This window comes from Demequina globuliformis, from assembly GCF_000975155.1.
Taxonomy (GTDB): Bacteria; Actinomycetota; Actinomycetes; order Actinomycetales; family Demequinaceae; genus Demequina; species Demequina globuliformis.
Map to the genome: position 1 here is coordinate 1 of NZ_BBRG01000004.1, position 26368 is coordinate 26368.

The 26368-nt window shown below is 66.0% G+C and carries 25 protein-coding genes; 11 read left to right on the top strand and 14 right to left on the bottom strand.

The window, feature by feature from the left end; all coding sequences use genetic code 11:
* Nucleotides 1-376 precede the first annotated feature (376 nt).
* A complete protein-coding gene (gene ligA, locus AOP75_RS11225) occupies nucleotides 377-2473 on the bottom strand; it encodes an NAD-dependent DNA ligase LigA (protein ID WP_062079182.1) in 2097 nt (698 codons plus the stop codon).
* A 36-nt stretch (nucleotides 2474-2509) separates the two neighbouring features.
* On the opposite strand from ligA, the gene AOP75_RS11230 reads away from it, so the two are divergent.
* The 5 genes from AOP75_RS11230 (at nucleotide 2510) to pgi (ending at nucleotide 6649) form a co-directional block, all read left to right on the top strand.
* Entirely contained in the window at nucleotides 2510-3199 is a 690-nt protein-coding gene (locus AOP75_RS11230) for a M15 family metallopeptidase (protein WP_062079183.1), read from the top strand.
* 45 nt (nucleotides 3200-3244) lie between these two features.
* Nucleotides 3245-4207, top strand: a complete 963-nt coding sequence (locus AOP75_RS11235; protein ID WP_062079184.1) for a serine/threonine dehydratase — start codon at nucleotides 3245-3247, stop codon at nucleotides 4205-4207.
* Between the two features lie 29 nt (nucleotides 4208-4236).
* Complete coding sequence (locus AOP75_RS11240) at nucleotides 4237-4515, top strand: hypothetical protein (RefSeq protein ID WP_062079185.1); 279 nt, start codon at nucleotides 4237-4239, stop codon at nucleotides 4513-4515.
* Nucleotides 4516-4596: 81 nt separating this feature from the next.
* Nucleotides 4597-4920, top strand: a complete 324-nt coding sequence (locus tag AOP75_RS11245) for a hypothetical protein (protein ID WP_062079186.1) — start codon at nucleotides 4597-4599, stop codon at nucleotides 4918-4920.
* Nucleotides 4921-4969: 49 nt separating this feature from the next.
* Complete coding sequence (gene pgi, locus AOP75_RS11250; protein WP_062079264.1) at nucleotides 4970-6649, top strand: glucose-6-phosphate isomerase; 1680 nt, start codon at nucleotides 4970-4972, stop codon at nucleotides 6647-6649.
* An 84-nt stretch (nucleotides 6650-6733) separates the two neighbouring features.
* On the opposite strand, the gene AOP75_RS11255 is transcribed toward pgi, so the two are convergent.
* Together AOP75_RS11255 and AOP75_RS11260 are read right to left on the bottom strand one after the other, a co-directional pair.
* Nucleotides 6734-7570: an aldo/keto reductase gene (locus AOP75_RS11255; protein ID WP_062079187.1), complete on the bottom strand. Its 837-nt coding sequence runs from the start codon at nucleotides 7568-7570 to the stop codon at nucleotides 6734-6736.
* A gap of 47 nt (nucleotides 7571-7617) precedes the next feature.
* Nucleotides 7618-8217: a TetR/AcrR family transcriptional regulator gene (locus AOP75_RS11260; protein ID WP_062079188.1), complete on the bottom strand. Its 600-nt coding sequence runs from the start codon at nucleotides 8215-8217 to the stop codon at nucleotides 7618-7620.
* Between the two features lie 97 nt (nucleotides 8218-8314).
* Between AOP75_RS11260 and AOP75_RS11265 the strand changes: the two genes are divergently transcribed.
* Together AOP75_RS11265 and AOP75_RS11270 are read left to right on the top strand one after the other, a co-directional pair.
* Complete coding sequence (locus tag AOP75_RS11265) at nucleotides 8315-9214, top strand: ABC transporter ATP-binding protein (RefSeq protein ID WP_062079189.1); 900 nt, start codon at nucleotides 8315-8317, stop codon at nucleotides 9212-9214.
* Nucleotides 9211-10836: an ABC transporter permease gene (locus AOP75_RS11270; protein WP_236683162.1), complete on the top strand. Its 1626-nt coding sequence runs from the start codon at nucleotides 9211-9213 to the stop codon at nucleotides 10834-10836. Before AOP75_RS11265 ends, AOP75_RS11270 begins: the two co-directional genes overlap by 4 nt.
* 23 nt (nucleotides 10837-10859) lie before the next feature.
* Here AOP75_RS11270 and AOP75_RS11275 read toward each other — a convergent pair whose 3' ends face one another.
* Entirely contained in the window at nucleotides 10860-11813 is a 954-nt protein-coding gene (locus AOP75_RS11275; protein ID WP_062079190.1) for a diacylglycerol/lipid kinase family protein, read from the bottom strand.
* A gap of 57 nt (nucleotides 11814-11870) precedes the next feature.
* Nucleotides 11871-12680: a PhzF family phenazine biosynthesis protein gene (locus AOP75_RS11280; protein ID WP_369345464.1), complete on the bottom strand. Its 810-nt coding sequence runs from the start codon at nucleotides 12678-12680 to the stop codon at nucleotides 11871-11873.
* Between the two features lie 198 nt (nucleotides 12681-12878).
* On the opposite strand from AOP75_RS11280, the gene AOP75_RS11285 reads away from it, so the two are divergent.
* On the top strand, nucleotides 12879-13559 hold the full coding sequence (locus tag AOP75_RS11285; protein WP_236683163.1) for a YoaK family protein: 681 nt from the start codon (nucleotides 12879-12881) through the stop codon (nucleotides 13557-13559).
* A 123-nt stretch (nucleotides 13560-13682) separates the two neighbouring features.
* Here the strand turns inward: AOP75_RS11285 and AOP75_RS11290 are convergent, their stop codons facing one another.
* Together AOP75_RS11290 and AOP75_RS11295 are read right to left on the bottom strand one after the other, a co-directional pair.
* Nucleotides 13683-14807: an SDR family NAD(P)-dependent oxidoreductase gene (locus tag AOP75_RS11290; protein WP_083966943.1), complete on the bottom strand. Its 1125-nt coding sequence runs from the start codon at nucleotides 14805-14807 to the stop codon at nucleotides 13683-13685.
* 1 nt (nucleotide 14808) lies between these two features.
* Nucleotides 14809-16491: an FAD-binding protein gene (locus AOP75_RS11295; RefSeq protein WP_062079191.1), complete on the bottom strand. Its 1683-nt coding sequence runs from the start codon at nucleotides 16489-16491 to the stop codon at nucleotides 14809-14811.
* 60 nt (nucleotides 16492-16551) lie between these two features.
* Between AOP75_RS11295 and AOP75_RS11300 the strand changes: the two genes are divergently transcribed.
* The gene (locus AOP75_RS11300) at nucleotides 16552-17118 is read left to right on the top strand and encodes a TetR family transcriptional regulator (protein WP_062079192.1); all 567 of its coding nucleotides are present in this window, start codon (nucleotides 16552-16554) and stop codon (nucleotides 17116-17118) included.
* Here AOP75_RS11300 and AOP75_RS11305 read toward each other — a convergent pair whose 3' ends face one another.
* The 6 genes from AOP75_RS11305 to AOP75_RS11330 all read right to left on the bottom strand — a co-directional run bounded on the left by AOP75_RS11305 (nucleotide 17119) and on the right by AOP75_RS11330 (nucleotide 23569).
* Nucleotides 17119-18231 (bottom strand): LacI family DNA-binding transcriptional regulator, encoded by a 1113-nt coding sequence (locus tag AOP75_RS11305; RefSeq protein WP_083966944.1) that lies wholly within the window; start codon nucleotides 18229-18231, stop codon nucleotides 17119-17121.
* A gap of 4 nt (nucleotides 18232-18235) precedes the next feature.
* Nucleotides 18236-19090 carry a carbohydrate ABC transporter permease gene (locus AOP75_RS11310; RefSeq protein ID WP_062079193.1) on the bottom strand — a complete coding sequence of 285 codons (855 nt, stop codon included), beginning with the start codon at nucleotides 19088-19090 and terminating at the stop codon, nucleotides 18236-18238.
* Nucleotides 19091-19093: 3 nt separating this feature from the next.
* On the bottom strand, nucleotides 19094-20044 hold the full coding sequence (locus AOP75_RS11315) for a carbohydrate ABC transporter permease (protein WP_062079194.1): 951 nt from the start codon (nucleotides 20042-20044) through the stop codon (nucleotides 19094-19096).
* A gap of 95 nt (nucleotides 20045-20139) precedes the next feature.
* Nucleotides 20140-21495, bottom strand: coding sequence for an ABC transporter substrate-binding protein (locus AOP75_RS11320; RefSeq protein WP_236683164.1), 1356 nt, complete (start codon nucleotides 21493-21495; stop codon nucleotides 20140-20142).
* Nucleotides 21496-21706: 211 nt separating this feature from the next.
* Complete coding sequence (gene mnmA, locus AOP75_RS11325) at nucleotides 21707-22792, bottom strand: tRNA 2-thiouridine(34) synthase MnmA (protein WP_062079195.1); 1086 nt, start codon at nucleotides 22790-22792, stop codon at nucleotides 21707-21709.
* A gap of 63 nt (nucleotides 22793-22855) precedes the next feature.
* Nucleotides 22856-23569 (bottom strand): tyrosine-protein phosphatase, encoded by a 714-nt coding sequence (locus tag AOP75_RS11330; RefSeq protein ID WP_062079196.1) that lies wholly within the window; start codon nucleotides 23567-23569, stop codon nucleotides 22856-22858.
* Nucleotides 23570-23668: 99 nt separating this feature from the next.
* Here AOP75_RS11330 and AOP75_RS11335 point away from each other — a divergent pair, with 99 nt between their 5' ends.
* On the top strand, nucleotides 23669-24655 hold the full coding sequence (locus AOP75_RS11335; protein WP_062079197.1) for a S8 family serine peptidase: 987 nt from the start codon (nucleotides 23669-23671) through the stop codon (nucleotides 24653-24655).
* 16 nt (nucleotides 24656-24671) lie between these two features.
* Here AOP75_RS11335 and AOP75_RS11340 read toward each other — a convergent pair whose 3' ends face one another.
* Nucleotides 24672-25838, bottom strand: a complete 1167-nt coding sequence (locus AOP75_RS11340) for a cysteine desulfurase family protein (protein ID WP_062079198.1) — start codon at nucleotides 25836-25838, stop codon at nucleotides 24672-24674.
* 40 nt (nucleotides 25839-25878) lie between these two features.
* Here AOP75_RS11340 and AOP75_RS11345 point away from each other — a divergent pair, with 40 nt between their 5' ends.
* Nucleotides 25879-26304 carry a hypothetical protein gene (locus AOP75_RS11345; RefSeq protein ID WP_152650070.1) on the top strand — a complete coding sequence of 142 codons (426 nt, stop codon included), beginning with the start codon at nucleotides 25879-25881 and terminating at the stop codon, nucleotides 26302-26304.
* Nucleotides 26305-26368: the final 64 nt, after the last annotated feature.

The window sequence follows — 26368 nt, forward strand, 5'->3', positions numbered from 1 at the left end:
GGCCAGACTCTGTCAAATCCGCTCGTTGGCGTGTTTGGCAGTGCCTGTGACCTCTCACTGCAGCACTATCAGCAGGCGCTTGAGCGTCTGCTTCTTCGGCTGAGGTGAGCTGTCGTCGGTGCCGCTTGCGGGCCTTATCTGTGGCCCTCCGCGGCGCTTCCGTCCTTGGCAGCGAGGAATACATTACGGGCCGGTGAACCCCGCGTCAAATCGAGGTTTCGCGGCCCTCCCGGGCACTATCGTGCCTGGTAAAACGCATGACGCGGGCCTCTGGAACTCCTGTTTGGCCGCATACTCCTCAAAAAAACTTTCAGCAATTTTTTGGCGTTGGCTGGCACGCCGATGTGGTAGTGCACAACGGCTCGCGAGTGGACGCCTAGGAAGGTGCGCGCGGGCCCTCTTCGAGCAGCGTCACGAACTGCGCCTCGGTGAGGATGGGGACGCCCAATTGCTCGGCCTTGTCTGCCTTAGACCCAGCGTTCGCACCGGCGACCACATAGTCAGTCTTCTTGGACACCGAGCCGGAGGCTTTACCGCCGCGGGAGATGATCGCCTCTTTCACCGAATCGCGGGTGAAGCCCTCCAGTGAACCCGTGGCGACGATGGTGAGTCCCTCAAGGGTGCGCTCGACGGATTGGTCGCGCTCGTCTTCCATGCGCACGCCAGACGCCGCCCACTGCTCCACGATGTCCTGATGCCAGTCAACCTCGAACCACCGCGTGACGGAGTCAGCAATGGTGGGACCCACGCCGTCGACGGCAGAGAGCTCCTCTTCACTCGCGGCACGGATGGCGTGGAGCGAACCAAAGGCGGTCGCGAGCGCGCGGGATGCGGTCGGACCCACGTGGCGCATGCTCAGCGACACGATCACCCGCCATAGTGGCTGAGTCTTCGCTGTGGCGAGGTTGTCGAGCAGCCTCAGTCCGTTGGTGGAGACATCTCCGGCCTTGCGTTCCACTCCATCCTTCTTGGAGTCGGACTCCAAGGTGAACAGCGGCACGCGCGCGAGGTCCTGCTCGGTCAGCGCAAAAAGGCCCGCCTCGTTGGCGAGGACCCCCGCCTCCACGAGCGCCGCAGCCGCCTTCTCGCCGAGCACTTCGACGTCGAGGGCCCCTCGCGATCCAATGAATGCGATCCTGTCGATAATCTGCGCCGGGCAGTTCTTGGCGTTGGGACACCGCATGTCCTTATCTCCCGCCTTCTGCTCCACGAGCGCGCTTGCGCACGAGGGGCACTCGGCGGGCATGGTCCACTCGCGCTCGTCGCCGGTCCGCGCGGCGACCACAGGCCCCACAATCTCCGGAATCACGTCGCCGGCTTTCCTCAGCACCACGGTGTCGCCAATCAAGACCCCCTTGCGCTTGACTTCGTGGCGGTTATGCAGCGTCGCGTACGTCACCGTGGAGCCGGCGACGGTCACGGGAGTCATCACTCCATACGGCGTGACCCGGCCGGTGCGGCCCACGTCGACGCGGATATCTTCGAGCCTGGTGTGGACTTCCTCAGGTGGGAACTTATAGGCGACGGCCCAGCGCGGCGCACGGCTCGTGGATCCCAGTTGCCCTTGGACCGCACGTGAGTTCACCTTCAGCACAGCGCCGTCGATCTCATGGACAAGCGAGTGGCGCTTGTCCTCCAGTTCGCGAAGAAACGCCTCGATCGCGGTGACCCCGGTCAATACCCGGGTGTGCTGTGACACGGGCAAGCCCCACCCAGCCAAGACGTCATAGATTCCGGCCTGGGTCTCAGCCCTGGCATCGGCCCCCTGCTCTCCCCACTCCAGCGCGCCCAACGCGTAGGTGGTCACTTCCAGGGGCCGGGTCGCGGTCACTGCCGGGTCCTTTTGGCGCAGCGAGCCGGCGGCGGTGTTCCGCGGGTTCGCGTAAGGAGGCTTCCCCTCGTCGACAAGTCGCGCGTTGAGCGCGTCGAAGGCGGCTAACGGCAAGAAGACCTCGCCGCGAATCTCGACGACTGCAGGAATGTGCGAGCCCGTGAGGCGCTCAGGGATGTCGCTCATGGTCCGTACGTTGGCGGTGACATCCTCCCCGGTCGTGCCATCGCCGCGCGTCACCCCCCGGACCAAAACGCCGCTCTCGTAGGTCAGGGAGATCGAGAGCCCGTCGATCTTGGGCTCACAGACCACCTCTTGTTCGCCGGCTTCGCGCGAGACACGCGTGAGCCAGGCCTCCACCTCGTCGATGGAGAATGCGTTGTCGAGGCTCATCATGCGCTCGCGGTGCTGCACCGACGCGAATCCGGTCTCCCCGCGCGCGGCCCCGACCGTCTGAGTGGGAGAGTCAGGTTCAGCCAGTTCGGGATGGGCATCCTCGAGGGCCCGCAACTCGCGCTCGAGCGCGTCATAGGCCGCGTCGGAGATCGTGGGCGCGTCGTCACCGTAGTACCGAGCGCGGTGCTCCTCAATCTCCTGAACGAGCTCCTGATGGCGGACACGGGGGTCGGTGCTCTCACTCACGGTCCTATCTCACCATGAACCGGTGACACGGGGCCGATGCCGGGGCAAGTGCCGCTCGAGATTGGCGCATACGACCTGGGCGTGCGCGCGGACACCCCGGAGGAACTGCAGGACCGGCAGTTTGAACCGCGCGAATGGCTACCTGATCCCGAGACGGATGAGTGGTTCGTTGACATTGGGGCCGTGCCTGACGACGTTGCCGAGCGGTCCTCCTGGGTCGAGGGCTGCCCGGCGCCGTTGAGCGACTTGGCCTACGTGGTGATGCCCTACTGGGGCTTTGACGGCGAGGTCCACACGGGCGAGATGATCACGAACGCAAAGCACGCTGAGGACGTCGCGGGTGCGTTCGAGAAGATCTTTGCCGCACAGTTCCCGATCGAAGAGATGCGCGTGATCTCTCTCGAGGAGCACTTGTCGCCCACCACCGGCGACCACAACATCACGTCTTCCTTCACGTGCCGGCGCGTGGTCGCGGCGCCAACCTACTGGTCGGAACACGCGTACGGTCTCGCGATCGACATCAATCCCTTCCACAACCCGTTCGTGAAGGACGACGCTCTGTTCCCAGAGCTCTCGGAGGCCTACTTGGACCGTGACTGGGACCGACCGGGCATGATCCACGACCCGTCCGTGGTGTACGACGCCTTTGCCACCATTGGCTGGGCGTGGGGCGGGCACTGGGCGGGTCGCGAAGACTGGATGCACTTCTCTGTCACGGGCGGCTGATTCGCGGGTTCGCTCTAGGGCCACGCGCTGGCGCACTATAGAGGGGTGACTGCTGTGACCCCTGACCAGATCGACGCCGCCGCGCGGGCCATCGCGCCGCACGTGCGCCGCACCCCCATCATCGAAGTTCCGGGCGACACCCTCGGCATCGACGCCACGTTGGTGTTCAAACTTGAGTATCTGCAAGTCACGGGCGCGTTCAAGGCGCGTGGCGCGGTGCACTACGTCGCGACGCAACCAGTGTCTGCCGCGGGCGTCGTAGCGGCCTCGGGAGGCAATCACGGTGCAGCGGTGGCGTACGCCGCGCACAGGTTCGGGCATGAGGCACACATCTTTGTACCCACGACCGCGAACCCCGCGAAAGTCGAGCGGCTGGTGAGCCTTGAAGCCAACGTTCACAGCATCGGCCACACCTACGGGGATGCCGCAGACGCGGCCCAGGAGTACCTCGCTGAACACGACGCCACCTCCATTGCCGCCTTTGACGACCCGGTCGTGATGGCCGGCGCTGGCACGGTGGCGCGCGAGTTCGAGGCCGACGCTGGGGAGCTCGACGCGATGTTGCTCGCGGTGGGTGGCGGTGGCCTCGCCGGTGGCGCGGCCGCGTGGTGTGGGGACCGCATCCCGATCGTGGGGTGCGAGACCGTGGGCACCGCCTCATACGCGGCGGCAGTCGAGGCCGGCGAGCCTGTGACTGTGCCCGTCAGCGGGGTGGCGGCCGATCATCTGGGCGCACGCCGCGTGGGGCAGACGCCTTGGGAGGCGCTCCAGCATGCGCACGCCGAATCCGTGGTGGTCACCGACGACGAGGTGCTCGATGCACAGGCACGGCTGTGGCGCTTGTTGCGGGTCGTCGTGGAGCCAGGCGTCGCCGCGCCCTTCGCCGCCCTCTACACGGGCCGCTGGAAGCCCCGCCCCGGTGGGCGAGTGGGCGTAGTGCTGTGCGGCGCGAACGTCGTGGTCCCTGGCCTGGGCAGAGCCGAGCCCGTGAGCGCAGGCGACGCGTGACCAGCACCGCACCGTGAGAGGATCGCGCCATGCCATTGGTGAGTGACCGCGTCAGGGAGCGCCTTGTCGACCAGTTCGGCGCCTCCTCCACGCGCATGGTGAGTGCGCTTGAGCGGCTGCCGGTTCCCGGGCAGGTGGATCCTGAGCGGGTTCACGCCGCCGTGGTGATCGCGTCCCGCGCGCACCAAGGACTGTTCGAGGACGCCATGGAGCACGCCGCTGACGACTGGCGGGACTTGCTCGAACGTGCCGGGCTCGATCGCGCGGACTGGCGCGACAACGTTCTGGAGACCTTCGGGCCGGAGTAGCTCTCCGCTGTGCGCACAACGTTGCGTGAGCGCTACAGGCCCGTCACACGCCGGCAACACGCCTTCTCTACTGTCAAGCGCATGAGCCTGATTGATGTGGTGGTGCGCGCCCCCTTCGCCCTCATTGACGGAGACCTCCGCCCGGCTGCCGTGGCCGTATGCGGAGACCTGATCGTGGATATTGCCGGTTTCAACGACGAGTTCGACGCCGAGCACGACATCACCTTGCCCGACTGCGAAGTGCTGGTGTTGGCCGATGCCGGTGACACGGCGCACGCACGCCCCGGCCGCGGCATTCGCGTGGGCGTGCGGGCCGACCTGATCGCATGGGGAGGGCACGACGTCGAGGCGGCCACAGTGCGTCCCATGCCAGCGCGCGACTTTTTGCCGGTTCCGGCCACATAATCCCTAAGTCCTAGAGACGCAGGCCCGCAGGACCACTAACGTGGTGCCTGTGACTGCACCGATCGATCCCACGACCACCTCCGCTTGGGCCGAGCTCACTGCTCACAAGGACGGCTTCGCCCCCGATCTTCGCGGCTGGTTCGCCGCCGACGGCGACCGCGTGTCGCGGCTGTCATTCCCCCTTGCGGACCTGCACGTGGACCTGTCGAAGAACCTCGTCACCGACGACATCCTGGCTAGCCTCATCAGCCTCGCGAAGGAGACGGGTGTTGCCGAACGCTACGAGGCGATGCTCGCCGGCGAGCACATCAACACCACCGAGGACCGCGCGGTGCTGCACACGGCACTTCGCCGCCCCGCGGATGCATCGCCGTCACTGACCGTCGACGGCCAAGACATCGATGGCGACGTCCAGGAGGTCCTGGGCCGCATCAGCGAGTTCTCGGAGCGCGTGCGCTCAGGCGAGTGGACGGGAATCACGGGCAAAAAGGTTGAGACGGTTGTCAACATTGGCATCGGCGGCTCCGACCTTGGACCCGTCATGGTCTACGAGGCGCTCGAGCCGTACGCGAATGCGGGGATCTCCGCGAGGTTCGTCTCCAACATCGACCCCACCGACATGGGCCAGAAGGTCAAGGGCCTTGACCCTGAGACCACGCTGTTCATCGTCGCGTCGAAGACCTTCACGACCCTCGAGACCCTGACCAACGCGCGCCTGGCGCGCACATGGCTATGGGACACGCTCGCCGCGCAGGGCGTCGATGTGTCCACGGATGAGGCCAAGGCCGATGCCGTGGCCCACCACTTTGTCGCCGTCTCCACCGCGCTGGACAAGGTTGCCGACTTCGGCATCGACACTGCCAACGCCTTTGGCTTCTGGGACTGGGTGGGTGGCCGCTACAGCGTGGACTCCGCGATTGGCCTTTCCCTCGCCATCTCCCTGGGCCCGGATGTCTTCGGGGACCTCTTGGCTGGCTTCCACGCGGTCGACGAGCACGTGTCCCAGACCCCGATCGAACGCAACGTCCCCGTCCTGATGGGCCTGCTCAACGTCTGGTACGTCAACTTCTTGGGCGCGCAGTCGCACGCAGTGTTGCCGTATGCGCAGCAACTCCACCGCTTCCCCGCATACCTGCAGCAGCTCACGATGGAGTCGAACGGAAAGTCGGTGCGGTGGGACGGCTCACCTGTCACAACGCAGACGGGTGAGATTTTCTGGGGCGAGCCGGGCACCAACGGCCAGCACGCCTTCTATCAGCTCATTCACCAGGGCACTGCTCTGATCCCTGCCGACTTTATCTCAGTCGTCAATCCTGCCTACGACCTCAAGGACGGGGAGCAGGATGTCCACAGCCTGTTCTTGGCGAACTTCCTCGCCCAGACCAAGGCGCTCGCCTTCGGCAAGACCGCCGAGGAAGTGGAGGCAGAAGGCACCACCGGTCCCCTGGTCGCCGCGCGCACGTTCGCCGGCAACCGGCCAACCACGTCGATCTTCGCGCCGGATCTCACGCCGCAGGTCTTGGGCCAGCTCATCGCGCTGTACGAGCACATCACCTTCACACAGGGAGTGATCTGGGGGATTAACTCCTTTGACCAGTGGGGCGTGGAACTGGGTAAGAAGCTCGCACTAGAGATTGCGCCCGCTATCGAGGGGGACGATGCCGCGTTGCAGTCGCAAGACGCCTCCACCCAGGCGCTGATCGCGTACTACCGGGAGAACCGCCGCTAAGAAGCGGCACCTCCGGCTCCTCTGCGCGGGCTCACGACACACGTCGGCCCCCTCACCACTGCGGTGAGGGGGCCGATGCCGTTGCTACGCGCGATCGAACGTGTCAGGGTCAGGTCCCTGCCGGCCCGCCGCGCCCTTGTCGAGTGCGTCGATGCGCTCCATCTGCTCCTCGCTCAAGCCAAAGTCAAAGATCGCGAAGTTCTCCTCCATGCGCTCGCGGTGCATGGACTTGGGGAACACAATGTCGCCGCGTTGGACATGCCAGCGCAGCGCAACCTGCGACGGTTGCCGCGCGGTCTCAGCAGCAATCTCCCGGATGACGGGGTCCTTCACCGCTTCACCTCTTGCGAGCGGCCCCCATGCCTCGACCGCAATGCCGTGCTCATGGGACGCGATGCGCGCAGCCTCATTTCGGAAGAACGGGTGAACCTCGATTTGGTTCACGACCGGGGCGACCCCGGTCGCGTCAATAATCTGAGCGAGGTGATCGGGCTGAAAGTTCGACACACCTGCGGAGCGGACCCGCCCCTGCTCAACGAACTCAAGCATGACCTTCCACGTGGACACAAAGTCACCGTCGTACAGGGTCGGCAGTGGCCAGTGGATCAAGAAGAGATCAAGCTCGTCGAGACCCAACTTGTCCATGGTGTCGTCGAAAGAACGCAAAGCGTCATCGCGTCGGTGCATGGAGTTGGTCAGCTTCGAGGTGACGTAGATGTCGTCTCGAGCGATGCCGGATTCCGCGATGGCCTGCCCCACACCAGCCTCATTGCCGTATCCCTGAGCGGTGTCGATGTGCCGGTAGCCGACGGAGAGCGCCTCGCCCACCGTCGCGGCAGTGTCCTCGGGCGGCACTTTGAAGGTGCCGAAGCCCAATTGCGGAATGGTTGTGCCGTCGTGAAGCGTGATGGATGCAGTCATGTCTGAGTCAACGCGTCCTGCCCGAACGCCATTCCATGCCACCAGGCTCAGCGGGCCGCGCTCCCGAGGTAGGCGTCGAGCACTGGGCCAAGGCTGTCGAGGAGCACCTCCCGAGGCATGGAGACCATAAAGGGAAGTTGCACCACGTACCGTGCAAGCGCCACGCCGAGCATGTGGGAGCCGACGAGCGCGATGCCCGCCTCATCCGGGGAGTCGCTATAGGTGCGATCCATCACCCCGCCGCCCATCACCCGCCGCAGGGCGGCAGGTACCGCCGCACCTTGCACGCTGGAACGCACCAGTGCCATGAGCAGTGCGCCGCTCTCGGGGTCCTCCCAGAGGTCGAGATACGCCGAGGCGAGCCTGCGCCCGCGCCCGGGGGCGGAATCCATGAGAGCAGCCTGCACCTGCGACACGAGTGGCGTGCGGTCGGCGATCGTCCTCGCGAACAGTCCCTCTTTATTGCCGAACCAGTGGCGGATCATGCCGGGATCCACTCCTGCGTCTGCGGCAATTGCGCGCACGGTCGCGCGCTCGAAGCCGTGCCGCGCGAAGTGCGTGAGGGCCGCGTCCAGGATCGCCTCTCGCGAGGTCTCCTCGCCTGGCCGACGCCCGCGTGGCGCACGTCTGGTCTCATTCACTCCCATGCCGCGATGGTATGCGTTCGGGTTGCACAATTCCACACTTGTGGAGTTAACTGATCGCGTACTACCCGGTTCTCCCCGAGACGAGGTCACCCTTCACATGAATGACTCCACGCCAGTCATCGAGGTCGCTGACCTCACCAAATCGTTCGGCAAGTTCGAAGCGCTGCGCGGCCTCACGCTGAACGTGGCGCGCGGCGAGGTTCACGGCTTCCTCGGCCCCAACGGGGCGGGTAAATCCACCACGATCCGCGTGCTGCTCGGGCTACTCAGAGCCGACTCAGGAACCGTGCGGCTACTCGGCGGCGATCCATGGCGAGACGTGGTGGCGCTGCACCGCCGCCTTGCCTACGTACCCGGCGATGTCTCGCTGTGGCCGGGCATGACCGGAGGCGAAGCCATCGACCTCCTCGGGCACCTGCGTGGCAGTCTCGACGAGGCCCGCCGCGAGGAGCTGGTCGAGCGTTTCGAGCTCGACACCTCCAAGCGCGGGCGGCAGTACTCGAAAGGCAATCGCCAGAAAGTTGCCCTTGTTGCGGCGCTGGCGTCCGACGCCGAGCTGCTCATCCTGGACGAGCCGACATCGGGCCTCGACCCCCTGATGGAACAAGTGTTCCAAGAGACCATCCAAGAGGCGAAGGATCGCGGCGTCTCGGTACTGCTCAGCAGCCACATCATGTCCGAGGTCGAGACGCTCACTGACCGCCTCAGCATCATTCGTGAGGGGCGGATCGTGCAAAGCGGCACCCTGGATGATCTGCGCACGGACACCCGTTCGACCGTGACCGCGACCCTCGCCCGTCTACCGGAGCCCGGCGCGCTCGCTCCCGTGCTGCACGACGTCGCCATGGACGGCCACCGTCTGACGGCGACGGTCGATCCCGACAAGGTCGGCGACGCCATGGCCATACTTGCGGCGCACGGCCTCAGCGACCTCACTGTCGAGCCCCCAAGCCTCGAAAGCCTGTTCCTCCAGTTGTACGCGGAGGCTCGCTCGTGAGCACGGCCACAGCAACCCTGCCCGCTTCCCGCGGGGCAACCACGGGCACCGCGACCCTGCTGCGCACCTCGCTCCACCATGACGGCCGCACCTTCGCGCCATGGCTGGCGATCGTCACCCTGCTGTCCGTGTCATCGGTCCTGATCTACGACTGGATCTTTCCCGACCAGGCCGACCGCGAGGCACTGCAACAAGCCATTGACTCCAACCCCGCCATCGGGCTCATCTTTGGCCCGGCGAACGACCTCCTCACCACAGACGGCTTCAACGCATGGAGGTCACTCGCGCTCGGCGGCTTCCTGACCGCCATGGGTGCCATCTTCATGGTGATCCGCGCGACGCGCCGTCAAGAAGACTCCGGGCAAGCAGAACTCCTGGCATCCGGGGTCATGGGTCGCGCGACTCGCCTCCTTACCGGAGTTGCCATGGCGATGATTGGCTCACTTGCCGTGGGTGTTGTCGCCGGTGGATTGACGGTCCTGTGCGGTGGTGGGGCCGAGGCATCGTGGCTCCTCGCATGCACGTGGACCGTGACCGGGTGGATGTTCACGGCGATCGCCGCGGTCGCGGCACAGATCGGCGCGGACTCACGCACGTCGAGCGCCATCGCCATCGGAACCTTGGGTGCGTTGTTCATTCTGCGCGGCTTCGCGTACTCCATTGAGGCCCCTGAATGGACCATCTGGGTCAACCCATTGGGATGGATGCAGGAGACCTCACCCGCCGGAGACAACATCTGGTGGCCGCTCAGCCTGGGAGTAGGACTGACCGCAGTGCTCCTCGCCATCGCTTTCGCCCTCGAGGGCCGGCGAGACTTTGGCCAGGGACTCATCAAGCCAGGCCCGGGACCCAACCGCGGTCGCGCCCGCAGCCCGTGGGGTCTTGCATGGCGCCTCAATCGCGGATCCGCCATCACCTGGACCGTGGCGTTCGTCCTCCTCGGCTTCGTCTTTGGCTTCTTCGCCACGTCCATTACTGACCTCATCGAAGAAGGCAGCCCACTCGCCGCTGCCCTTGCCTCCGGCGCGGCCGACCCAGAGGAGATCGTCGGCGCGTTCCTTGTCTCCGTGCTGTCGCTCGTGAGCATCTTCGCCGCAATTCCCAGTGTGCAAGTGATCCAGAGGGTACGGAGCGAAGAGATGGACGACCGCGTCGAACCCATCATGGCGACAGCGACGGCGCGAGCCCGCTACTACGCCGCGAACATCGCAGTCGCCCTCGTGTTGCCGGTCCTCTACATGGCGGTTGCTGGCGCGGTGGTCGCGGGGCTCGCCGCGGGAAGCGACCTGGGAGTGGACTTTGGCGAGGTGTGGTTCCAGGCACTCGTCATGGTGCCGGCCATCTGGACCATCATCGGCGTCGCCTCCATGGTCGTGGGCGCGCGCCCGAAGGTCGCCGTGGCGGCATGGGGCGGTGTCGCCGCGACCTTCGTCATCACACTCCTTGGCCCGTCGTTCAAGTTTCCCGACTGGGCCCTGGGCATCAGCCCACTGTGGCACGCACCGCAGGTCATCGGCCCCGACACAGACTGGACCGGACTGGGCTGGGTGTCGCTCTTCACGCTGGGATTCGTGGTGGTCGGCTTCGCTGGCTTCCGACGTCGTGACCTCGCCGTCGAATAGGCCGACGGTACGACCCCGGGTGACTACTGCTGCGGGCTGCGTACCCGCAGGGCCTCAGGCTGCACCGAGAACTCCACCCGAACGCACTCCCCCACGTCGTCGCCATCCAGTTCGAGCACCCGAGGTTCACTGAGCTCGACTGAAACGGACCGCACACGGCGGTGATCGACTGAGGCGCTGCTCTCGGCCTCATCGGTGGCGCCAACGACACGCTTGAGACCGTTGTCCCACACCATCGAGCGCAGCGTGTCCAGCCACCCCCCGACGCCGTCCGCACTGAGGATCAGCATGTCGAGCTCACCATCCGCGGGGTCCGCATCTGGAAGCAGCACCACGCCACCGGTGAGGATCCCGCAATTGCCCACAATGATGGTGTGAGCACGCTCGGACTCTGGCTGACCGCCGTCGGTCACCACCTGGAGGTCAACCACGTCGCTCGCTGCGACCGCTCGCCCCAATGACTCGACATAGGCGAGCCACCCGACCTTGCCCTTCAGGTCCTCGTCAGTCTCCGTGATCATATGGGCGTCGATCCCCATGCCGGCCATCACGGTAAACGCCAAGCGCACGTCGTCGCCGTCGATGTGCGTGTGCGCCCACGCCAAATCAACCGAACGCTCGTGCCCTGACAGCGCGATTCCGAGCGCTTCCGCCGCCGGCAACGGGACTTCAAGATTGCGGGCGAGCAGGTTGCCCGTTCCCATCGGCACAATCGCAAGAGAGACGGGGCGGTCGGCCTCCGCGAGCACCTCAGCCACCGCACGCACGGTGCCGTCTCCGCCAGCGGCAATCACGACATCGACCCCCGCCGCGAGCGCAGAGCGCGCTTGGCCACGCCCCGGGTCCTCAACGGTCGTTTCAAACCAGGACACGCGCGGCGGGGCGGCACCGTCGAGCGCGTCCTCAAGGGCGGCCGCGAGGTCGTCCTTGCTCGTCTTCGACGGATTCCACACTATGCCGAGATACTCTGCGCTCACATCAGGCTCCTCATCGCCGCTGGGTCGCAGCCATCGTCGCCTGGGTGGGTCGCCGCGTCAATACGGGCGCGCCAGATCGGCCACGTTGATGCTGCCGCTCAGCAGGATGTGGGCGCTGCCGCCGATCCACAGGTCCGACCCTTCGGCAGTGACGCTGACCCGGCCGTCCCGGCCCATCGCCGTTCCCTGTCGAGCAACGTAGGGAGCGGTAAGGCGGCCGGACTCGGTGAGCCACTGGCCCAGTGCCGCGTTGAGAGAGCCTGTCACCGGGTCCTCTCTCACAGCGGTACCAGGGTCATAAATGAACGCCCGCACCTCGACCGCGACCCCGTCGGGTCCGCCCGCGCCATATGGGCCGACCACCCCGTAGTGCCCAGCCTCATCGGTGGGACTGGGATCCGGGTCTATCGCAAGAACGCGGTCGGCGTTGGCGAGGACAATGCCGAGCCACCCGGGGCCGTTGTCGACCCAGGCCGTCGCCACGACCTCCTCGCGCGTGAGGCGCAAGCGCTCGCATGCGCGGTCGAGGTCAGCGTCCGCAGGCGTGCCGGACCTCACACGTGGCGGCGCCGCGAATGAGAGTCGATCTCCATCGACGCGCACAGGCACCAGTCCCACCCCGCATTGCTGGATGACGGTGCCGGGCGTGCGCGGCGCATTCCCCGCGTCGAGCCATGCCCGAGCCGTACCAAGCGTGGGGTGGCCCGCGAACGGCAACTCCTGCACCGGCGTGAAGATGCGCACGTGGTAGTCCGCGCCAGGATCCGTGGGGGCCGTCACAAAGGTCGTCTCCGACAGGTTGGTCCACTGCGCGATGGTCTGCATCTGCGTCGCCGTGAGGTCCTCGGCGTCGAGCACAACGGCCACGGGGTTTCCCCCAGAAGGCGCGCGCACCAAAGACATCCACTTGGCGAAAGGGAAGGGCCGTCATGGGTTCACCGTACGGGCCCTTGTCCGGGCCAGTCGAGCCTCGCGTGGCCTCACGTTTGGCCGCTGACCGTGGCATACGCTGATCCGGAGATACCAGGGCGGCTGCGCCCCGGCCACATCAGGCAAGGAGGTCACGTGACCCATACCGCTCGGGGCGACGTGGCTCGCACCCACCTGCTGCTCATGCTCGCGCTGACGTTCTCAACGGGGGTGATCGATGCCGTGGGCTACCTGGGGCTTGATCGCGTCTTCACCGGCAATATGACCGGTAACGTGGTGATCCTCGGGATGGGTCTGACCGGCGTGGATGGCCTGCCCGTCCTTGGCCCGGTCCTCGCGCTTGCAGGATTCATGGCCGGTGCGGCCGTAGGCGGCCGCACCCTGCGCAGCTTCGACGCCGGCTGGTCGGACAAGACCACCGCGCTGTTCGGCGTGGTGGCTGCGACCCTCGCTGCGTGCTCGATCGTGGCCCTCGTGGTCCACGACCCGCCGCAACTCGTCGCCCTGGCGGTGACGACGGCGCTCGGCCTCGCCATGGGCATGCAGGCCGCAGTGGCTCGTCACATTGCGGTGAAGGACATCACGACGGTCGTGGTCACCTCCACAATTACCGGGCTGGCGGCGGATTCAGCCGCAGGAGGCGAGGGCCTAAGTTTCTGGAAGCGACGCATGGGTGCCATTGGGCTCATTGGAGCGGGCGCTTGCGTGGGCGCCTTATTGGTTCAGTGGCACCTCGCGGCAGGCATGGTGCTTGCGATGGCCATCACCCTCACGGTCACCATCGTGGGCCACCGGACGCGTAGCACTGCGGCCTGACCAGTACTGCGCTGCGGCACCTTCAAAGTGCCGCGGCCTGACACCTTTGCGGCGGACCCGACGATGCCAGCGGGGCTGGGCTCACCCCTCAGATGGTCCCGGCCCCGCTGGCGTTAGGACGTGTCAGACGGCCGACCACCCGCCGTCTGAGGGCAGGATCACGCCGTTGAGGTTGTGGGCGTCGTCCGACAACAAGAACGTGATCGACGCCGCGAGGGAGTCCGCTCCCACCGGGGTGGGCAGGACCGCCATGGCCCGCTGGATGCGCTTGGCTCCCAACTCGGAGTCAAAGTTCGCCTCGATCCCGGTGATGGTTGGCCCCGGCGCCACCGCATTGACGCGGATGCCCTGCGGCCAGTACATGAATGCGCTGGACTTCGTGATCCCCACCACCGCATGCTTGGACGCCGTGTAGGCCAGTCCGGCAGCCGAGCCACGCAAGCCGGCCTCTGACGTAATGTTCACGATCGATCCCGCGTTCACTGCGAGCATTGCAGGCAACACAGCACGCGTGAGTTTGAACAGGCCGGTGACGTTCACGGCCATGACCTTCTCCCATACGTCGTCGCCGACCTCATGCAGCGGCGTCATGTTGTCCATGATTCCTGCAATGTTCGCGAGGCCGTCGATGCGCTGTCCGGCGGCTTGGACCACAGCGTCGATGTCGTCCTGCTTGGTGACGTTGGCCACGACCTTCACGATGTCGGCGCCAGCGTGCTCGCCGAGAAAGGCATCGAGGCCGGCCTCGTTGAGGTCAACCGCGATCACGCGCCCACCTTCGCGGGCAATGCGTGACGCCGTGGCGCGGCCAATTCCCGAGCCAGCGCCGGTCACGATGACGGTCTTGCCTGCGAAGCGACCCTCGGTGATCTTCTCCTCGAACTCCGGCAGGTCGACCTCGTCCTCGGGCGCGGCCTCCTGAGCAGCGGCACCTTCGGGCGCGGCCGGCGGCGCGGGCGCCGTCGACGGATCGTAGGCCTCTGCCTTGGCGATCAACTCCGCGATCTTCTCCTCAGAGAACTGGCCCTTGCTCATGGGGATCAGGCGCTTCATTGAGAAGTTGCGCACGGGCTTGAGTTGCGACTCGTCCGCGCCGCCCTCGGCGAGCATCTCGCGGAGCACTGGCCCGCCCTGGGGGTGTGCCAGCCAGTCCTTGAGCTTGGTGTCGGCAGTCAGCCCAGTCGAACCGGCGGCGCCGGCAGCGGGCTGTACCCCGGCATCGGCCGTCTTGTCCTTCTTTCCAAACATGTCAATCCTCCATCGATGTGACGGTCGCGCCTTTGCGCGCCGCTGCGTGCTTCCCTGCCCGGTAACCAAAGACCAGTGCCGGGCCCAACGTGGATCCGGCGCCCGGGTACGTGCGACCCATCACCGAGGCCGAGCAGTTGCCTGCGGCGTAGAGGCCCTCGATGACCACGCCATTGGTGTCGAGGACGCGCGAGTCCTCATCCGTCAGCAGCCCGCCTTTGGTTCCGAGGTCACCCAGCACCACCTTGAGGGCAATGAATGGGCCGCGGGCAATCTCGCCCAGGTTCGGGTTAGGGCCGTGCGTGGGGTCGCCGTAATAGTTGTCGTAGGCGTCGTGGCCGCGGTTGAAATCCTCGTCCGTACCGGTGCGCGCGAATCGGTTGAAACGCTGCACCGTGGCCTTGAATGTTTCCTTGTCGACACCGATTTTCTCGGCGAGCTCCTTCAAGGTGTCCGCCTTGACGGCGACGCCTTCCGCGAACAGCGCTTTCTTGCCTGCCAGGAACGCATTGTTGAGGTACTTGCGGCCAAACCGCGCGTCCGCGATCATCCACGAGTGGTTGGTACGTTCCAACCCGTGCTCAAGCATGGCGTGCCCAAAGTCCACGTATGAGGTGGACTCGTTGACGTACCTGTTGCCCTCTTGGTCCACGATCATGGTGTGCGGCATTGACCGCTCGGACACCATGAAGAGGGCTGGGGAGGACGAGGTGGGCGCGACCGACGGCCCCCACCACGCGTCATCCATCAGCGCGACCTGCGCGCCGTGACGCATGCCGATCTCGATGGCGGAGCCCAGGTTCGCGGGGTTGCCAGAGGAGTATTCGACGTCGATTCCTTGGTATTTCTCGCGCCACTGCAGGTTGTGGTCGAAGCCACCGGCACCCAGGTGAACGCCGCGACGCGTTTTGATCCGGCGCTCGCCGTCGGGGCCTGAAACGACCGCTCCCACGCACACGCCGTCGTCAATGACGAGGTCCGTGACGGGGGTGCTGAGCCGCACCTGGGTGCCCTGCTCTTCGCGGGCGATCCACATGAGGCGAGAGGACAACGAGGCGCCTAGTCCGGTGAGCCTGCGCCCCGTGACGACGCCCCCGAGCGCGCGGAAGACCAAGCGGGCGCCGCCCACGAAGCCGCTCGGGGTCGACCACGCGCGCGCCAGCAGATACGTGTCCCCGGCGAACAAAGGCAGGCCGGGCGGCATAGCAAAGCGGGCGTGATCCCACCAGTCACCAAACCTCTTGACGTTGAAGGGCGCCGGCTCGACCGTGCGGCCCCCCGTCCGCCCGCCAGGTAGGTCCGGGTAGTAGTCGGGATACTTCTTTGCGGTCTTCCACTCCAGGCCGTGGCCCTCCAGCCATGAGTGCACGACGGGCGCGGTCCGTACAAAAGCGCGGCGGCGGTCCATGGAGGAAGCCGGCCCGACCTCATCGGCGGTGCCCACGCACCCGTCCAAGTACGTGAGGACATCCTCCTCTGAGTCCGCCACGCCAATCTTCTTCATCCCTGGGTGCGTCGGCAGCCAACATCCGCCGCCGCTCATGCCCGTCGAGCCGCCCCACTTGTCTGAGCCCTCGACCACGACCACGGAGAGTCCTTCGTCTGCGGCGGCGATGGCGGCGCTCATGGCTGCCGCGCCAGTGCCGGCGACCAGCAGGTCGACTTCCTCGTCCCAATCCTGCATGTCGAATCCCTTCCTCCACGTAAATACCGGACAACGTTGTCCGGTCTCTATCCTAAAGGAATGACGTCGGGGCCAAAAACAAATCGCGGACCGAGCGCGGGGCCGCACAACCGCGCCGCTCTGATCGCCGCAGCACGGGCGGTCTTTGACGAGCGCGGGATCGACGCTCCGCTGTCGGCAGTCGCCAAACGCGCGGGCGTCGGTCAGGGCAGCCTGTACCGCCACTTCCCCGATCGCACCTCACTCGCCGTCGCCGTGTTCGACGAGAACCTGCTGGAGATTGAGGAGTTGGGGGCGCAGCCCGGCTCAACCCTGCGCGAGGTCGTCGACCTCGTCACCTACCAGGCGGAAGCCGCCGCGGCGCTCATTGAGACCATCGCGCAGTCCAGGGACGATGCTCGCGTGGCACAGTTCGATGCGCGGCTCAGGACGGTGTTGGCCCACAAGTGGGCCCAGGCAGAGAAGGCGGGAGAGGTGGCACCTGGCACGAGCGCCGACGACCTCATGCTTGCCGTCGGCATGGTCGCCATGAGCGTGAGCCACGCGCCGCGCGAGACCCGGCACCAGATCGCCGAGCGGGCCTGGGAACTCCTCGGTCCCGGACTGGGGCGTATCGCCCAGCGCTAGCTAGGCCGACTCGCGCACGATCAGTTCGGTGGGCATCAGGGTCTCGCGCGGCTTGGAGTCATCCCCCGCAAGAACGGCGAGCAGGATGTCCGCCATCTCCTCCCCCATACGCTCGGAAGGCTGGCGGATCGTCGTCAAAGGAACCTCGGTCGCGACGGCGCTGGGCGAGTCGTCGTAGCCCACCATCGCGACATCGGCCGGGACAGAAATTCCGCGGTCGATGAAGACCGGCTGCGCACCAGAGGCCATGAGGTCAGATGCGACGAAAACCCCGTCGATTGACGAGTCGAGCGCCAGAAGTTCGCGCGCAGCCCGCGTACCACTGGGCAGGGTGTAATCCCCGTGAACCATGGGACCGGGCTCTAGACCCGCCTGTTCCAACGCCTGACGCCAGCCTGCGACGCGATCCAGGCCGCTTTGCATGGTCATGGGGCCCGTGATGGTAGCGATGCGGGTTCTGCCAATGTCGATGAGCCGCTGAGTGGCCTTTGCGGCGCCGGCAACATTGTCGACATCCACCACGTAGCCATCGATATCGCTAAACGCGGGGCGACCGCCAAAGACCATAGGGAGCATGTCCGCGATCTGGTGCACAAAGCGATCCGAGGTGTGGTGGGAGACCACGGCCACGCCGTCAACCACGCCGCCCGCCAGGTAGCGGAGCATCTTTCCCTCTGGGGCGCTCGAGGCGACCATCAGGTTCAGGAGGTAGTCGGAGCGCTCGAGCCTGCGATTGATGCCGGACACGATCGACGCGAAGTACACGTCGCCAAAGAAGCGGGTGGTGTCCTCCGGCACGACGAGTGCGATGGCGTGCGACTGTTGCGAGGCCAGCGAGCGTGCCGCTCGGTTGGGCACGTACCCGAGTTCAGCAATGGCGCGCTTGACTGCGTCCGCGCTGTCGGGGTTGACCGTGGAGGATCCGTTGACGACCCGTGACACGGTCGCCCGCGAGACCCCCGCCATCGCGGCCACCGCCTCCAACGTGGGGGCGGTGGGCCGCGCGGCGTGAGACTTACCGGAGACAGCTGCCGAGCGGCGCGAGGAGGACACCGCGAGGGTGTGATACTCGCGCCGACCCTCCGTTGCGCCGGCGCTCGACGTCGTTGTCATGGTGTTACCCCTTGACGGCACCAGCCATGATGCCCGCGACCAGCTGACGTCCAGTGAAGATGAACATGATCAGCAGCGGCACGGTGGCGAGCAGAGCGCCTGCCAGCACCAGCGAGTAGTCGACGAAGTAGTTCGCCTGGAGCAGCGACAGTGCGACCGGCAGCGTGGGGTTGGACTGATCGAGCACGATCAGCGGCCACAGGAAGTTGTTCCACGCGGTCACAAAGGTGAACAGGAACAGCATCGCGGCAGCGGGGCGCGCGGCAGGAATTGCCACATGCCAGAAGGTTCGCAACATGTTGCACCCGTCGACTCTAGCTGCCTCGATGAGTTCGGTCGGCAAGGACTGCTGCAGGTACTGCGTCATCCAGAACACGCCGAACGCGGTGACCAGCGCGGGCAAGATCACGGCACCAAGGGAGCCGGTCCATCCGAACTGCGCCATCAGGATGTACAGCGGAACAATGCCCAGCTGAACCGGGACGGCCATGGTCGCAATCACCGCGACAAACAGCGGCCCGTTGCCCTTGAAGCGCAGCTTCGCGAACGCGAATCCGGCAAGGGTAGACAGCACCACCGTGGAGATCGACACCGTGGTGGACACGATGATCGAGTTCCACAGCGCCTTCCAGAAGTTGACGGCGGGGTTTTGGATGACCGTCATGGCATTGTCAAAGAAGTTTCCTCCCGGCAGCCACGACATATTGGGGTCGCGCACCGTGGTGGCGTCGCCAGAGCCGATCAGGAAGGACCAATAGAACGGGAAGAACGATGCCAGGAGCACCACGGCGAGTGCCGTGTAGGTGAACCAGGTGGGACGGTTGAGGTGCACCATCGAAGTGCGCTTGAAGACGGCCATGAGTTACTCCCCGCCCTTGTCGGAAGAAATGAACTTGCGCGTGAGCCAGAAGTTGAGCAGGCCGAACACGAGAATGATGAGGAACAACAACCAGGCGATCGCGGAGGCACGACCAAAGTTCAGTTCGCCCCAACCGGTGTTGTACATGTACATCGTGATCGTCAGCCACTGCTGGTCAGCGCCGCCGTTACCGGCAGAGTCGAACATGCGGGGCTCGTCGAAGATCTGGAGACCACCAATGGTCGACGTGATGATCACGAAGATCGCGGTGGGGCGGATCTGCGGCAGCGTTACGGAGAAGAAGCGGCGCGACTTACCAGCCCCGTCAAGGGCGGCTGCCTCGTACAGCTCACGCGGAATTGCCTGCATGGCTGCGAGCAAGATCAGGGTGTTGTATCCGATCCACCGGAAGTTCACCATCGACGCGATGGCCACGTGGGACGGAATGACGTCCTTGTGCCACTGGATGGGATCGATGCCGATCATGCCGAGCCAGTGGTTCACCAGTCCGTAGGAGTCTGCGTACAGCTGCGAGAAGATCAGCGCGACTGCGACGGGCATCATCACGTAGGGAACCAGCACACCCATACGCCAGAAGGTGCGGGCCTTGAGGTGGTGGTCGAGCATCGCAGCCACGAACGTAGCGATCACGATCTGCGGAATCGACGACAGGATGAAGATGGAGAAGGTGTTGCGGAGCGAGACCCAGAACTTGCGGTCATTGAGCACGTACTCGAAGTTGCCAAAACCGATGTACTCACCGGAGTTGCGAATGGTGTCCCAGTCCATCAGCGAGATCACCGCGGTGTAGATGATGGGGAACAGCCCAAAGAGGGCGAAGACTATGAAGAACGGCGCGATGTACAGGTACGGCGATGCCTTGACGTCCCAGCGGCTGAGGCGCTGGCGCCATACCGAATCAGCCCGTGAGGTTTCGAGTTCCGTGGTTGCCATGAGGTTCCTTCTAACGACTGAGATGCCGAGTGTGGGGCCAGTGAACCCGGGCCACCCTCCGCGAGGAGGGTGGCCCGGGGCTCACTTAAGCGGCTTTAGCCAATCGACTCGATGTCGGCGACTGCCTTGTCCCACGATGCCGCGGGGTCGTCGGTGCCGTCTTCGACGCGGGTCAGCGCGTTGTTGATGGCGTCGTTGACCTGGAAGTAGTACTCACCCTTGTAGGGGCTCGGAACCACGGCCTGGGCGCGCTCGGCGAAGATCTCACCGATGGGTGCGTCATTGAAGTAAGCGTTGACGGCGCCGGTCACGGCCGGGTCGTCGTACGCAGCAACCTGCGAGGGGTAGGTACCAGCGTTAGCGAACGCCTTGGCCTGCTGCTCGGGAGCGGTCAGCCAGTTGGCGAATGCAGTAGCGGCCTCGACGTTCTCGCCGTTGGCGGGAACGGTCAGCCACGATCCACCCCAGTTACCGCCACCGTTCGGGTAGACGTTGGCCAGGTTCCAGTCGGTGGTGTCAGTGGCGTTGCCCTCGATCACACCGAGCATCCACGGCGGGCACAGCATCGTGGCGTAAGCGCCGTTCGACAGACCTGCGAACCAGTCCTCGGTCCACTGTCCGAAGTGCGACGACTGCGTCTCGGATGCCGCCATCAGCTGGTCGTAGTTTGCCTTGACGGCCTCGTTGTCCAGGACGATCAGTTCGCCGGACTCGGGGTCTTCGTAGGCCACGTCGAGCTGGTTGGTCATGCCCTGCCAGATGCCGGAGGCCGAGTCGAAGAACGCGCTGCCGCCGGAACCGTCAACGTAGTCGTCACCGACTGCGAAGAAGTTGTCCCAGTCGCCGTCGAGCAGAGTGGCGACCTCGTCAGGCGAGCTGGGCAGGCCAGCGGCCTCGAACAGGTCGGCGCGGTAGCAGACGCCCTGGGGGCCGGTGTCCGTGCCGTAGCCGATCAGACGGCCGTCAGCGTCGGTGGCGCCAGCCTCGACGTAGTCAACCCAGCGGCCCTCGACCTCGGGGTCGGAGAGGTCCGCGAGGAGGTCCGAGTACTGCATGACCTCGGGCATCCAGTCAACCTCGACCATCTCGACGTCGGCGAGACCGCCGGGGCCGAGCTTGGTGAAGAAGTTCTCGCGGGCGTCACCGGACTCGGCCTTGCGGTCGTAGGTGATGGTGACGTTGGGGTTGAGCTCCATGTACTCCTCGATGAGGTCGTACTGGTAGTCGGCGTCGTTCTCGGAGTTCGAGAAGCCGGGGGTGTTGAAGGTCGCGAGGGTCAGCGAGACCGGGTCGCCGCTGCCTTCCGCCTCATCGGTGGCCTCGGCGGTTGCGCCGCCGGTGGCCTCATCGGTGGTGTCGCCGTCGTCTGACGAGCAGGCCGCCAAGGTGAGGGCAAAGATTGCAGTGCCGGCAACTGCGCCGAGCATCTTCTTGCGTCGCGTGAAGCTCACGTTCACTCCTTTGTGAGAAGGGTTGTCATGCCCGGCGAGAGCGCTCTCTCCAACGGTGAGAGCGCTTTCACGAGCTGGCTTCACCGTAGGTCTGCGCAAATGTGGCTGTCAACGCGAAATGGGCTGTAGAAACGTTTCGATACCGAACCGTTACCGACCGCGATGTTCCGTAATCGAAACGATGCGAAAACCCCGCCGTAACGCGCCGAGGCTAGATGTCGCGCTTGGCGAGCGTGGCTTGGCCCAAGACGCGCGTTCCCGCGTAGACCACGAGCGACTGCCCGGCTGCGACGCCGCGCATGGGGCTGTCCAGCTCGACGCTGAGGCGATCCCCGCGCAGGACAACCCGGCCCGGCGTGGTCGAGCCGTGAGCGCGCACCTGTGCCTCGCACGGCGTGGGCTCGGTCGCGGGCACGTCTGGCGCCAGCCACACGGCATCCTCGCCCTCGAGGGTCGTGACGGACAGCAAGGTCTCGGGCCCCACCGTCACCACATTGCGCGCGGTATCCACATCGGTCACGTAGCGCGGTGCACCATCCGCTGCCGGCCGGCCAATTCCCAGCCCACGGCGCTGACCCACGGTGTACGCGTACGCACCCCCGTGGGAACCGACGACTTCGCCTGACTCATCGCGAATCTCGCCGGGCTTCTCCCCCAGTTCCCGCTGCAGGAAGCCCTTGGTGTCGCCGTCTGCCACAAAGCAGATGTCGTAGGAGTCTGGCTTGTTGGACACACCCAGTCCACGGGCGGCCGCTTCCGCACGCACCTCCGCCTTCGACGCCATGTCTCCCAGCGGGAACATGGACTGCGCGACTTTGTCAGGCCCCATCACCGCGAGGACATAGGACTGGTCCTTCAGAGGGTCGCGAGCGCGATGCAGCTCGCGCACTCCGTCATCGCGAATCTCGATGCGCGCGTAGTGGCCGGTCGCCACCGCGTCAAAGCCAAGGGCGTCCGCCCTCTCGAGCAGGGTGTCGAACTTGATGTGCTCGTTGCAGCGCACGCACGGGTTCGGAGTGCGGCCGGCGGCATATTCCGACAGGAAGTCCTTGACGACCAGGTCGTGAAACTCGTCGGACAGGTCCCATACGTAGTACGGAATGCCCAGCTTGTCGGCAGCCCGGCGGGCGTCGTTGGAGTCCTCAATCGAGCAACATCCGCGCGAGCCAGAGCGGAACTGGTCGCGGTTGCGGCTGAGTGCCATGTGAACGCCAACCACGTCGTGGCCGGCGTCGACGGCACGCGCCGCAGCGACGGCGGAGTCGACTCCACCTGACAGGGCAGCTAGGACACGCATGGGGGACCTCCAGAACGATTGCCCATCCATGGTACGCGGCCCGGCGACGGGCCGATGCTGGGGCTAAGCCGCCATCAGTCGCGCCGTCAGAGCGGCGAGGGTCTCGGGGTCGCCGCCGTGGTCGAGGTACCAGCGCTGCGCTCCCCCGGCCTCTTCCCAGCGGTCGAGCACGGCCTCGATGGCATGAGCCGGCGCCTCGAACACCTCGGGCGGCACCGAGCCCAATGCGGCCTGGGCGAACTCGGCGGGGACGCCCCGCATCATGCGCGCGATGACCGCCTCCATGTGGGGGCCAGTGGCGCAGTAGTCCGCGACGATGCGCTCACGCGCCACGCCCACCAGCGACAGCACGAGCGCGGCGAGCACACCGGTGCGGTCCTTCCCCACGGAGCAGTGAAACAGCACGGGGGCGTCTGCCACGGCCAGCTCTCTCGTGGCGCGGGTCAACGCTCGCGCCGCGGCTCCCTCCGTCATGTGTGCGTAGAGAGCCTCGAGTGAGGTGAGTGTCTGATGTGCAGCGTCGCCAGTGAGGTTGGCCTCGTCGAGCACCTCGAGGTCGATGATCGTGCTCGTGCGCGCGAGCCCGTGGGGCCGACCCTTCTCCTGGGCGCCCCTTAGGTCGATGACAGTAGCGGGCGGCCATGGCTCGAGGCCCTCCGGGACGCCGTCCCCTTCGGCTGGCGCATCCGCGCGGAAGAGGACTCCGCGGCGCAGCCCGGCAGCGGCATCGGCGAGATCCCTGGCATTGGCGAGGGCGGGAGGGGCGTCAGGTGTCACGGGCGATCCTTTCCACCACTTCACCGTAGCTGCCGCCCGTTGCGCTGCGCGCCTTTCCCGGTAGTGGCGGCGGACCGGCCAACCTGGAAGAATTCCCCCATGCCCCCACGCGTCCTCGCAGCCACCCTTGCCGCTGGCCTGGTCCTGACCACCGCAGCGTGCTCATCCGACATCGACCCCACGACGGCGAAGGACCCCTTGCGGGAGAGCCAGTGGGGCCTGGACGCCATCGGTGTTCCCGCCGTCTGGGCTCAGGGATACACGGGCGAAGGAATCGTCATTGCGGTCGTCGACACCGGGGTCGACGACACGCACCCCGACCTCCGTGGCCGCACTGTCGACGGTCGGGACTTCGTCGACGACGACCGTAGGCCCAAGGATGAGAACGGGCACGGCACGCACGTCGCGGGGATCGCGGCCGCGGCGGCCAACGACAAGGGCATCATTGGCGCGGCGCCGGGAGCGAAGATCATGCCTTTGCGTGTCCTCGACGCCTCGGGCGCCGGCGGCAACCAGGACATTGCCGATGCGATCGATTGGGCCGTCGACAATGGGGCGGACGTGATCAACCTGTCGTTGGACGAGACGGGCCTGCTGGGCCGCATCGAGAAGGGCGGCGTGATCAATGAGTCCATTAGCGCCGCCTATGAGGCGGGCGTCGCAGTCGTTGCCGCCTCCGGAAACTCCGCCGAAACTGGGCAGCAGTACCAGCTCGATACTGAGGTGCTGGTCGTCAATGCCTCGAACGAACTCGAGCTCCCGGCGGTCTACACCAACTCGGGTGACGTGCGCGCCGTCTCAGCCCCGGGCTCGCGCATCTTGTCCACGGTACCCACGTACGCGACCACGATCTTCCCCGACGGCTCCGACGGCTACGAGACCCTGTCAGGCACGTCCATGGCGTCTCCGCTGGTGGCCGGCGCCACGGCCCTCCTGATGTCCGCGGGACTCACAGTCGACCAGGTCTTTGGCTTGTTGACGGATACCGCGGAAAATCACTGGGAAGCGGAGCGACTTGACGCGGGCATCATCAATGTCGAGGCGGCCCTCAACGAGGCGATCGCTCAGGGCCTCACCGACAGTTGACAAGCGGGCGCCAGCCTCACCGAATACGCCGCGCACGCTCCACTGCCTCCGGCAAGGCCCCCATCAGCGCATCAATGTCGCCGCTGGTCGTGGTGTGGCCAAGCGAGAACCTCATGGTTGAAGACGCGTCTGCGGCGCTGTAGCCCATCGCCATGAGGACGTGACTGGACTGATGCACGCCCGCCGAGCAGGCAGCACCGTTGGACGCGAGGATCCCCTGACTGTCGAGCATGAACATGAGGGCGTCGGGGTCGGCCCCTGGGAAGCACACGTGGACGTTGCCCGGCAACCGGCCAGGCCCCAGTCCTGTGCCCGTCAGCGCCGCATCCGGGATCGTGGCAAGGATGCGTTCGACGGCATGCGCCTGGAGCTCACGTAGGCGCGCGGCCTCGCCCTCCAGGTGATCGACCGCCCAATCGAGAGCGGCCGCGGTGGCCGCAAAGCCAGCCGCGTCCAGCGTGCCCGAACGGATCTGCCGCTCCTGACCGCCGCCGTGCGTCACGGGCATCAGCCGCTCGGTCCGGGTCACGACGAGCGCGCCCACCCCTACGGGCCCGCCCACCTTGTGCGCGCTGAGAGATAGAGCTGTCGCGCCGGAATGAGCAAAGTCCACCGGAACGTGCCCGACGGCCTGCACCGCGTCGGTGTGGAACGGCACCCCGTGGGCCGCCGCGAGCGCGGCCACCTCGGCAACCGGCTGCACCGTCCCGACCTCGTTGTTGGCCCACATGACGGAGATGAGGGCGGTCGACTCGGCGTGGGCAGCGAGTTCATTCTTCACGGCGTCCAGGTCCACGCGCCCATGGGCGTCGACCGGCAGCAGGACCAGCTGTGCGCCATGCTCCGCGGCGAGCCATTCCGCGGGCTCAAGCACCGCGTGGTGCTCAACTGCGCTGATCACAATGCGAGTTCGGCGGGCATCAGCCTGTCGCCGCGCCCAATACAGGCCCTTGATGGCCAGATTGTCCGCCTCCGTGCCGCCAGAGGTCCAGATCACCTCGCTTGGATGCGCGCCAACGGCAGCCGCGACGCGCTCGCGAGCGTCGTCGACAACTGCGCGCGCCCGCCGTCCCCCTGCATGCGAGGCGGAGGGGTTGCCCACCAGTCCCGCATGCGCGGCGAGCGCCTCTGCGGCGACGTCCACCATGGGCGTGGTCGCGGCATGATCAAGGTAGTGGGCCATGCGTCGTCATTGTACGGAGCGCGGCGCTAGCGTGGTGGGCATGGAGATACCTGGCTCGCCCCGCTTGCACGACCTCGCGCTCATGGCGCTCGACCACGGCACGGCGTCCGCGGAAGACGGGCCTGTGATTCCGTTTGTGGTCGCCGAGGATGCCTCGGGCAAGCGCAGTCTCGCCCGGTTCTCCGCAGGCACACTCGAAGCCAGCGTGCAGTTCGCTTTCGATCACGCGAAGACTTCTGACGCTACCCGCATCGCCGTGTGCTTTGACGGCTTCATCACGCTCGAAGACGGGCGCTTTGATGCCGTGTGGGTCGTCGCGCAAGAGCGCTCGGACGAGGCCGCCATCACGTTTTACCAGCGCTACCGCACGGCCCACTCGGCGCTGGGGTTCGCGCCGATCGGCAACGCCGGCTTCGCGGGTGATAACGATCCACTCTTTGCCGCCGACGAGCACCACGAGGGCTGATGCGCCCATAGGTGAGGGCCGATGCCAGGGTGACCCTAGCATCGGCCCTCACCGCGTCGGGGGT

Bases quoted from the DNA above. Each gene is read 5' to 3' on its own strand.
- AOP75_RS11260 (WP_062079188.1), bottom strand. From the start codon at position 8,217: ATGGGAGTGAATGAGACCAGACGTGCGCCACGCGGGCGTCGGCCAGGC.
- AOP75_RS11305 (WP_083966944.1), bottom strand. From the start codon at position 18,231: ATGACAACGACGTCGAGCGCCGGCGCAACGGAGGGTCGGCGCGAGTAT.
- AOP75_RS11240 (WP_062079185.1), top strand. From the start codon at position 4,237: ATGCCATTGGTGAGTGACCGCGTCAGGGAGCGCCTTGTCGACCAGTTC.
- AOP75_RS11265 (WP_062079189.1), top strand. From the start codon at position 8,315: ATGAATGACTCCACGCCAGTCATCGAGGTCGCTGACCTCACCAAATCG.
- AOP75_RS11310 (WP_062079193.1), bottom strand. From the start codon at position 19,090: ATGGCCGTCTTCAAGCGCACTTCGATGGTGCACCTCAACCGTCCCACC.
- mnmA (WP_062079195.1), bottom strand. From the start codon at position 22,792: ATGCGTGTCCTAGCTGCCCTGTCAGGTGGAGTCGACTCCGCCGTCGCT.
- AOP75_RS11315 (WP_062079194.1), bottom strand. From the start codon at position 20,044: ATGGCAACCACGGAACTCGAAACCTCACGGGCTGATTCGGTATGGCGC.
- AOP75_RS11295 (WP_062079191.1), bottom strand. From the start codon at position 16,491: ATGCAGGATTGGGACGAGGAAGTCGACCTGCTGGTCGCCGGCACTGGC.
- AOP75_RS11345 (WP_152650070.1), top strand. From the start codon at position 25,879: ATGGAGATACCTGGCTCGCCCCGCTTGCACGACCTCGCGCTCATGGCG.
- AOP75_RS11300 (WP_062079192.1), top strand. From the start codon at position 16,552: ATGACGTCGGGGCCAAAAACAAATCGCGGACCGAGCGCGGGGCCGCAC.
- AOP75_RS11255 (WP_062079187.1), bottom strand. From the start codon at position 7,570: ATGACTGCATCCATCACGCTTCACGACGGCACAACCATTCCGCAATTG.
- AOP75_RS11290 (WP_083966943.1), bottom strand. From the start codon at position 14,807: ATGTTTGGAAAGAAGGACAAGACGGCCGATGCCGGGGTACAGCCCGCT.
- AOP75_RS11340 (WP_062079198.1), bottom strand. From the start codon at position 25,838: ATGGCCCACTACCTTGATCATGCCGCGACCACGCCCATGGTGGACGTC.
- AOP75_RS11230 (WP_062079183.1), top strand. From the start codon at position 2,510: ATGCCGGGGCAAGTGCCGCTCGAGATTGGCGCATACGACCTGGGCGTG.
- AOP75_RS11335 (WP_062079197.1), top strand. From the start codon at position 23,669: ATGCCCCCACGCGTCCTCGCAGCCACCCTTGCCGCTGGCCTGGTCCTG.
- AOP75_RS11245 (WP_062079186.1), top strand. From the start codon at position 4,597: ATGAGCCTGATTGATGTGGTGGTGCGCGCCCCCTTCGCCCTCATTGAC.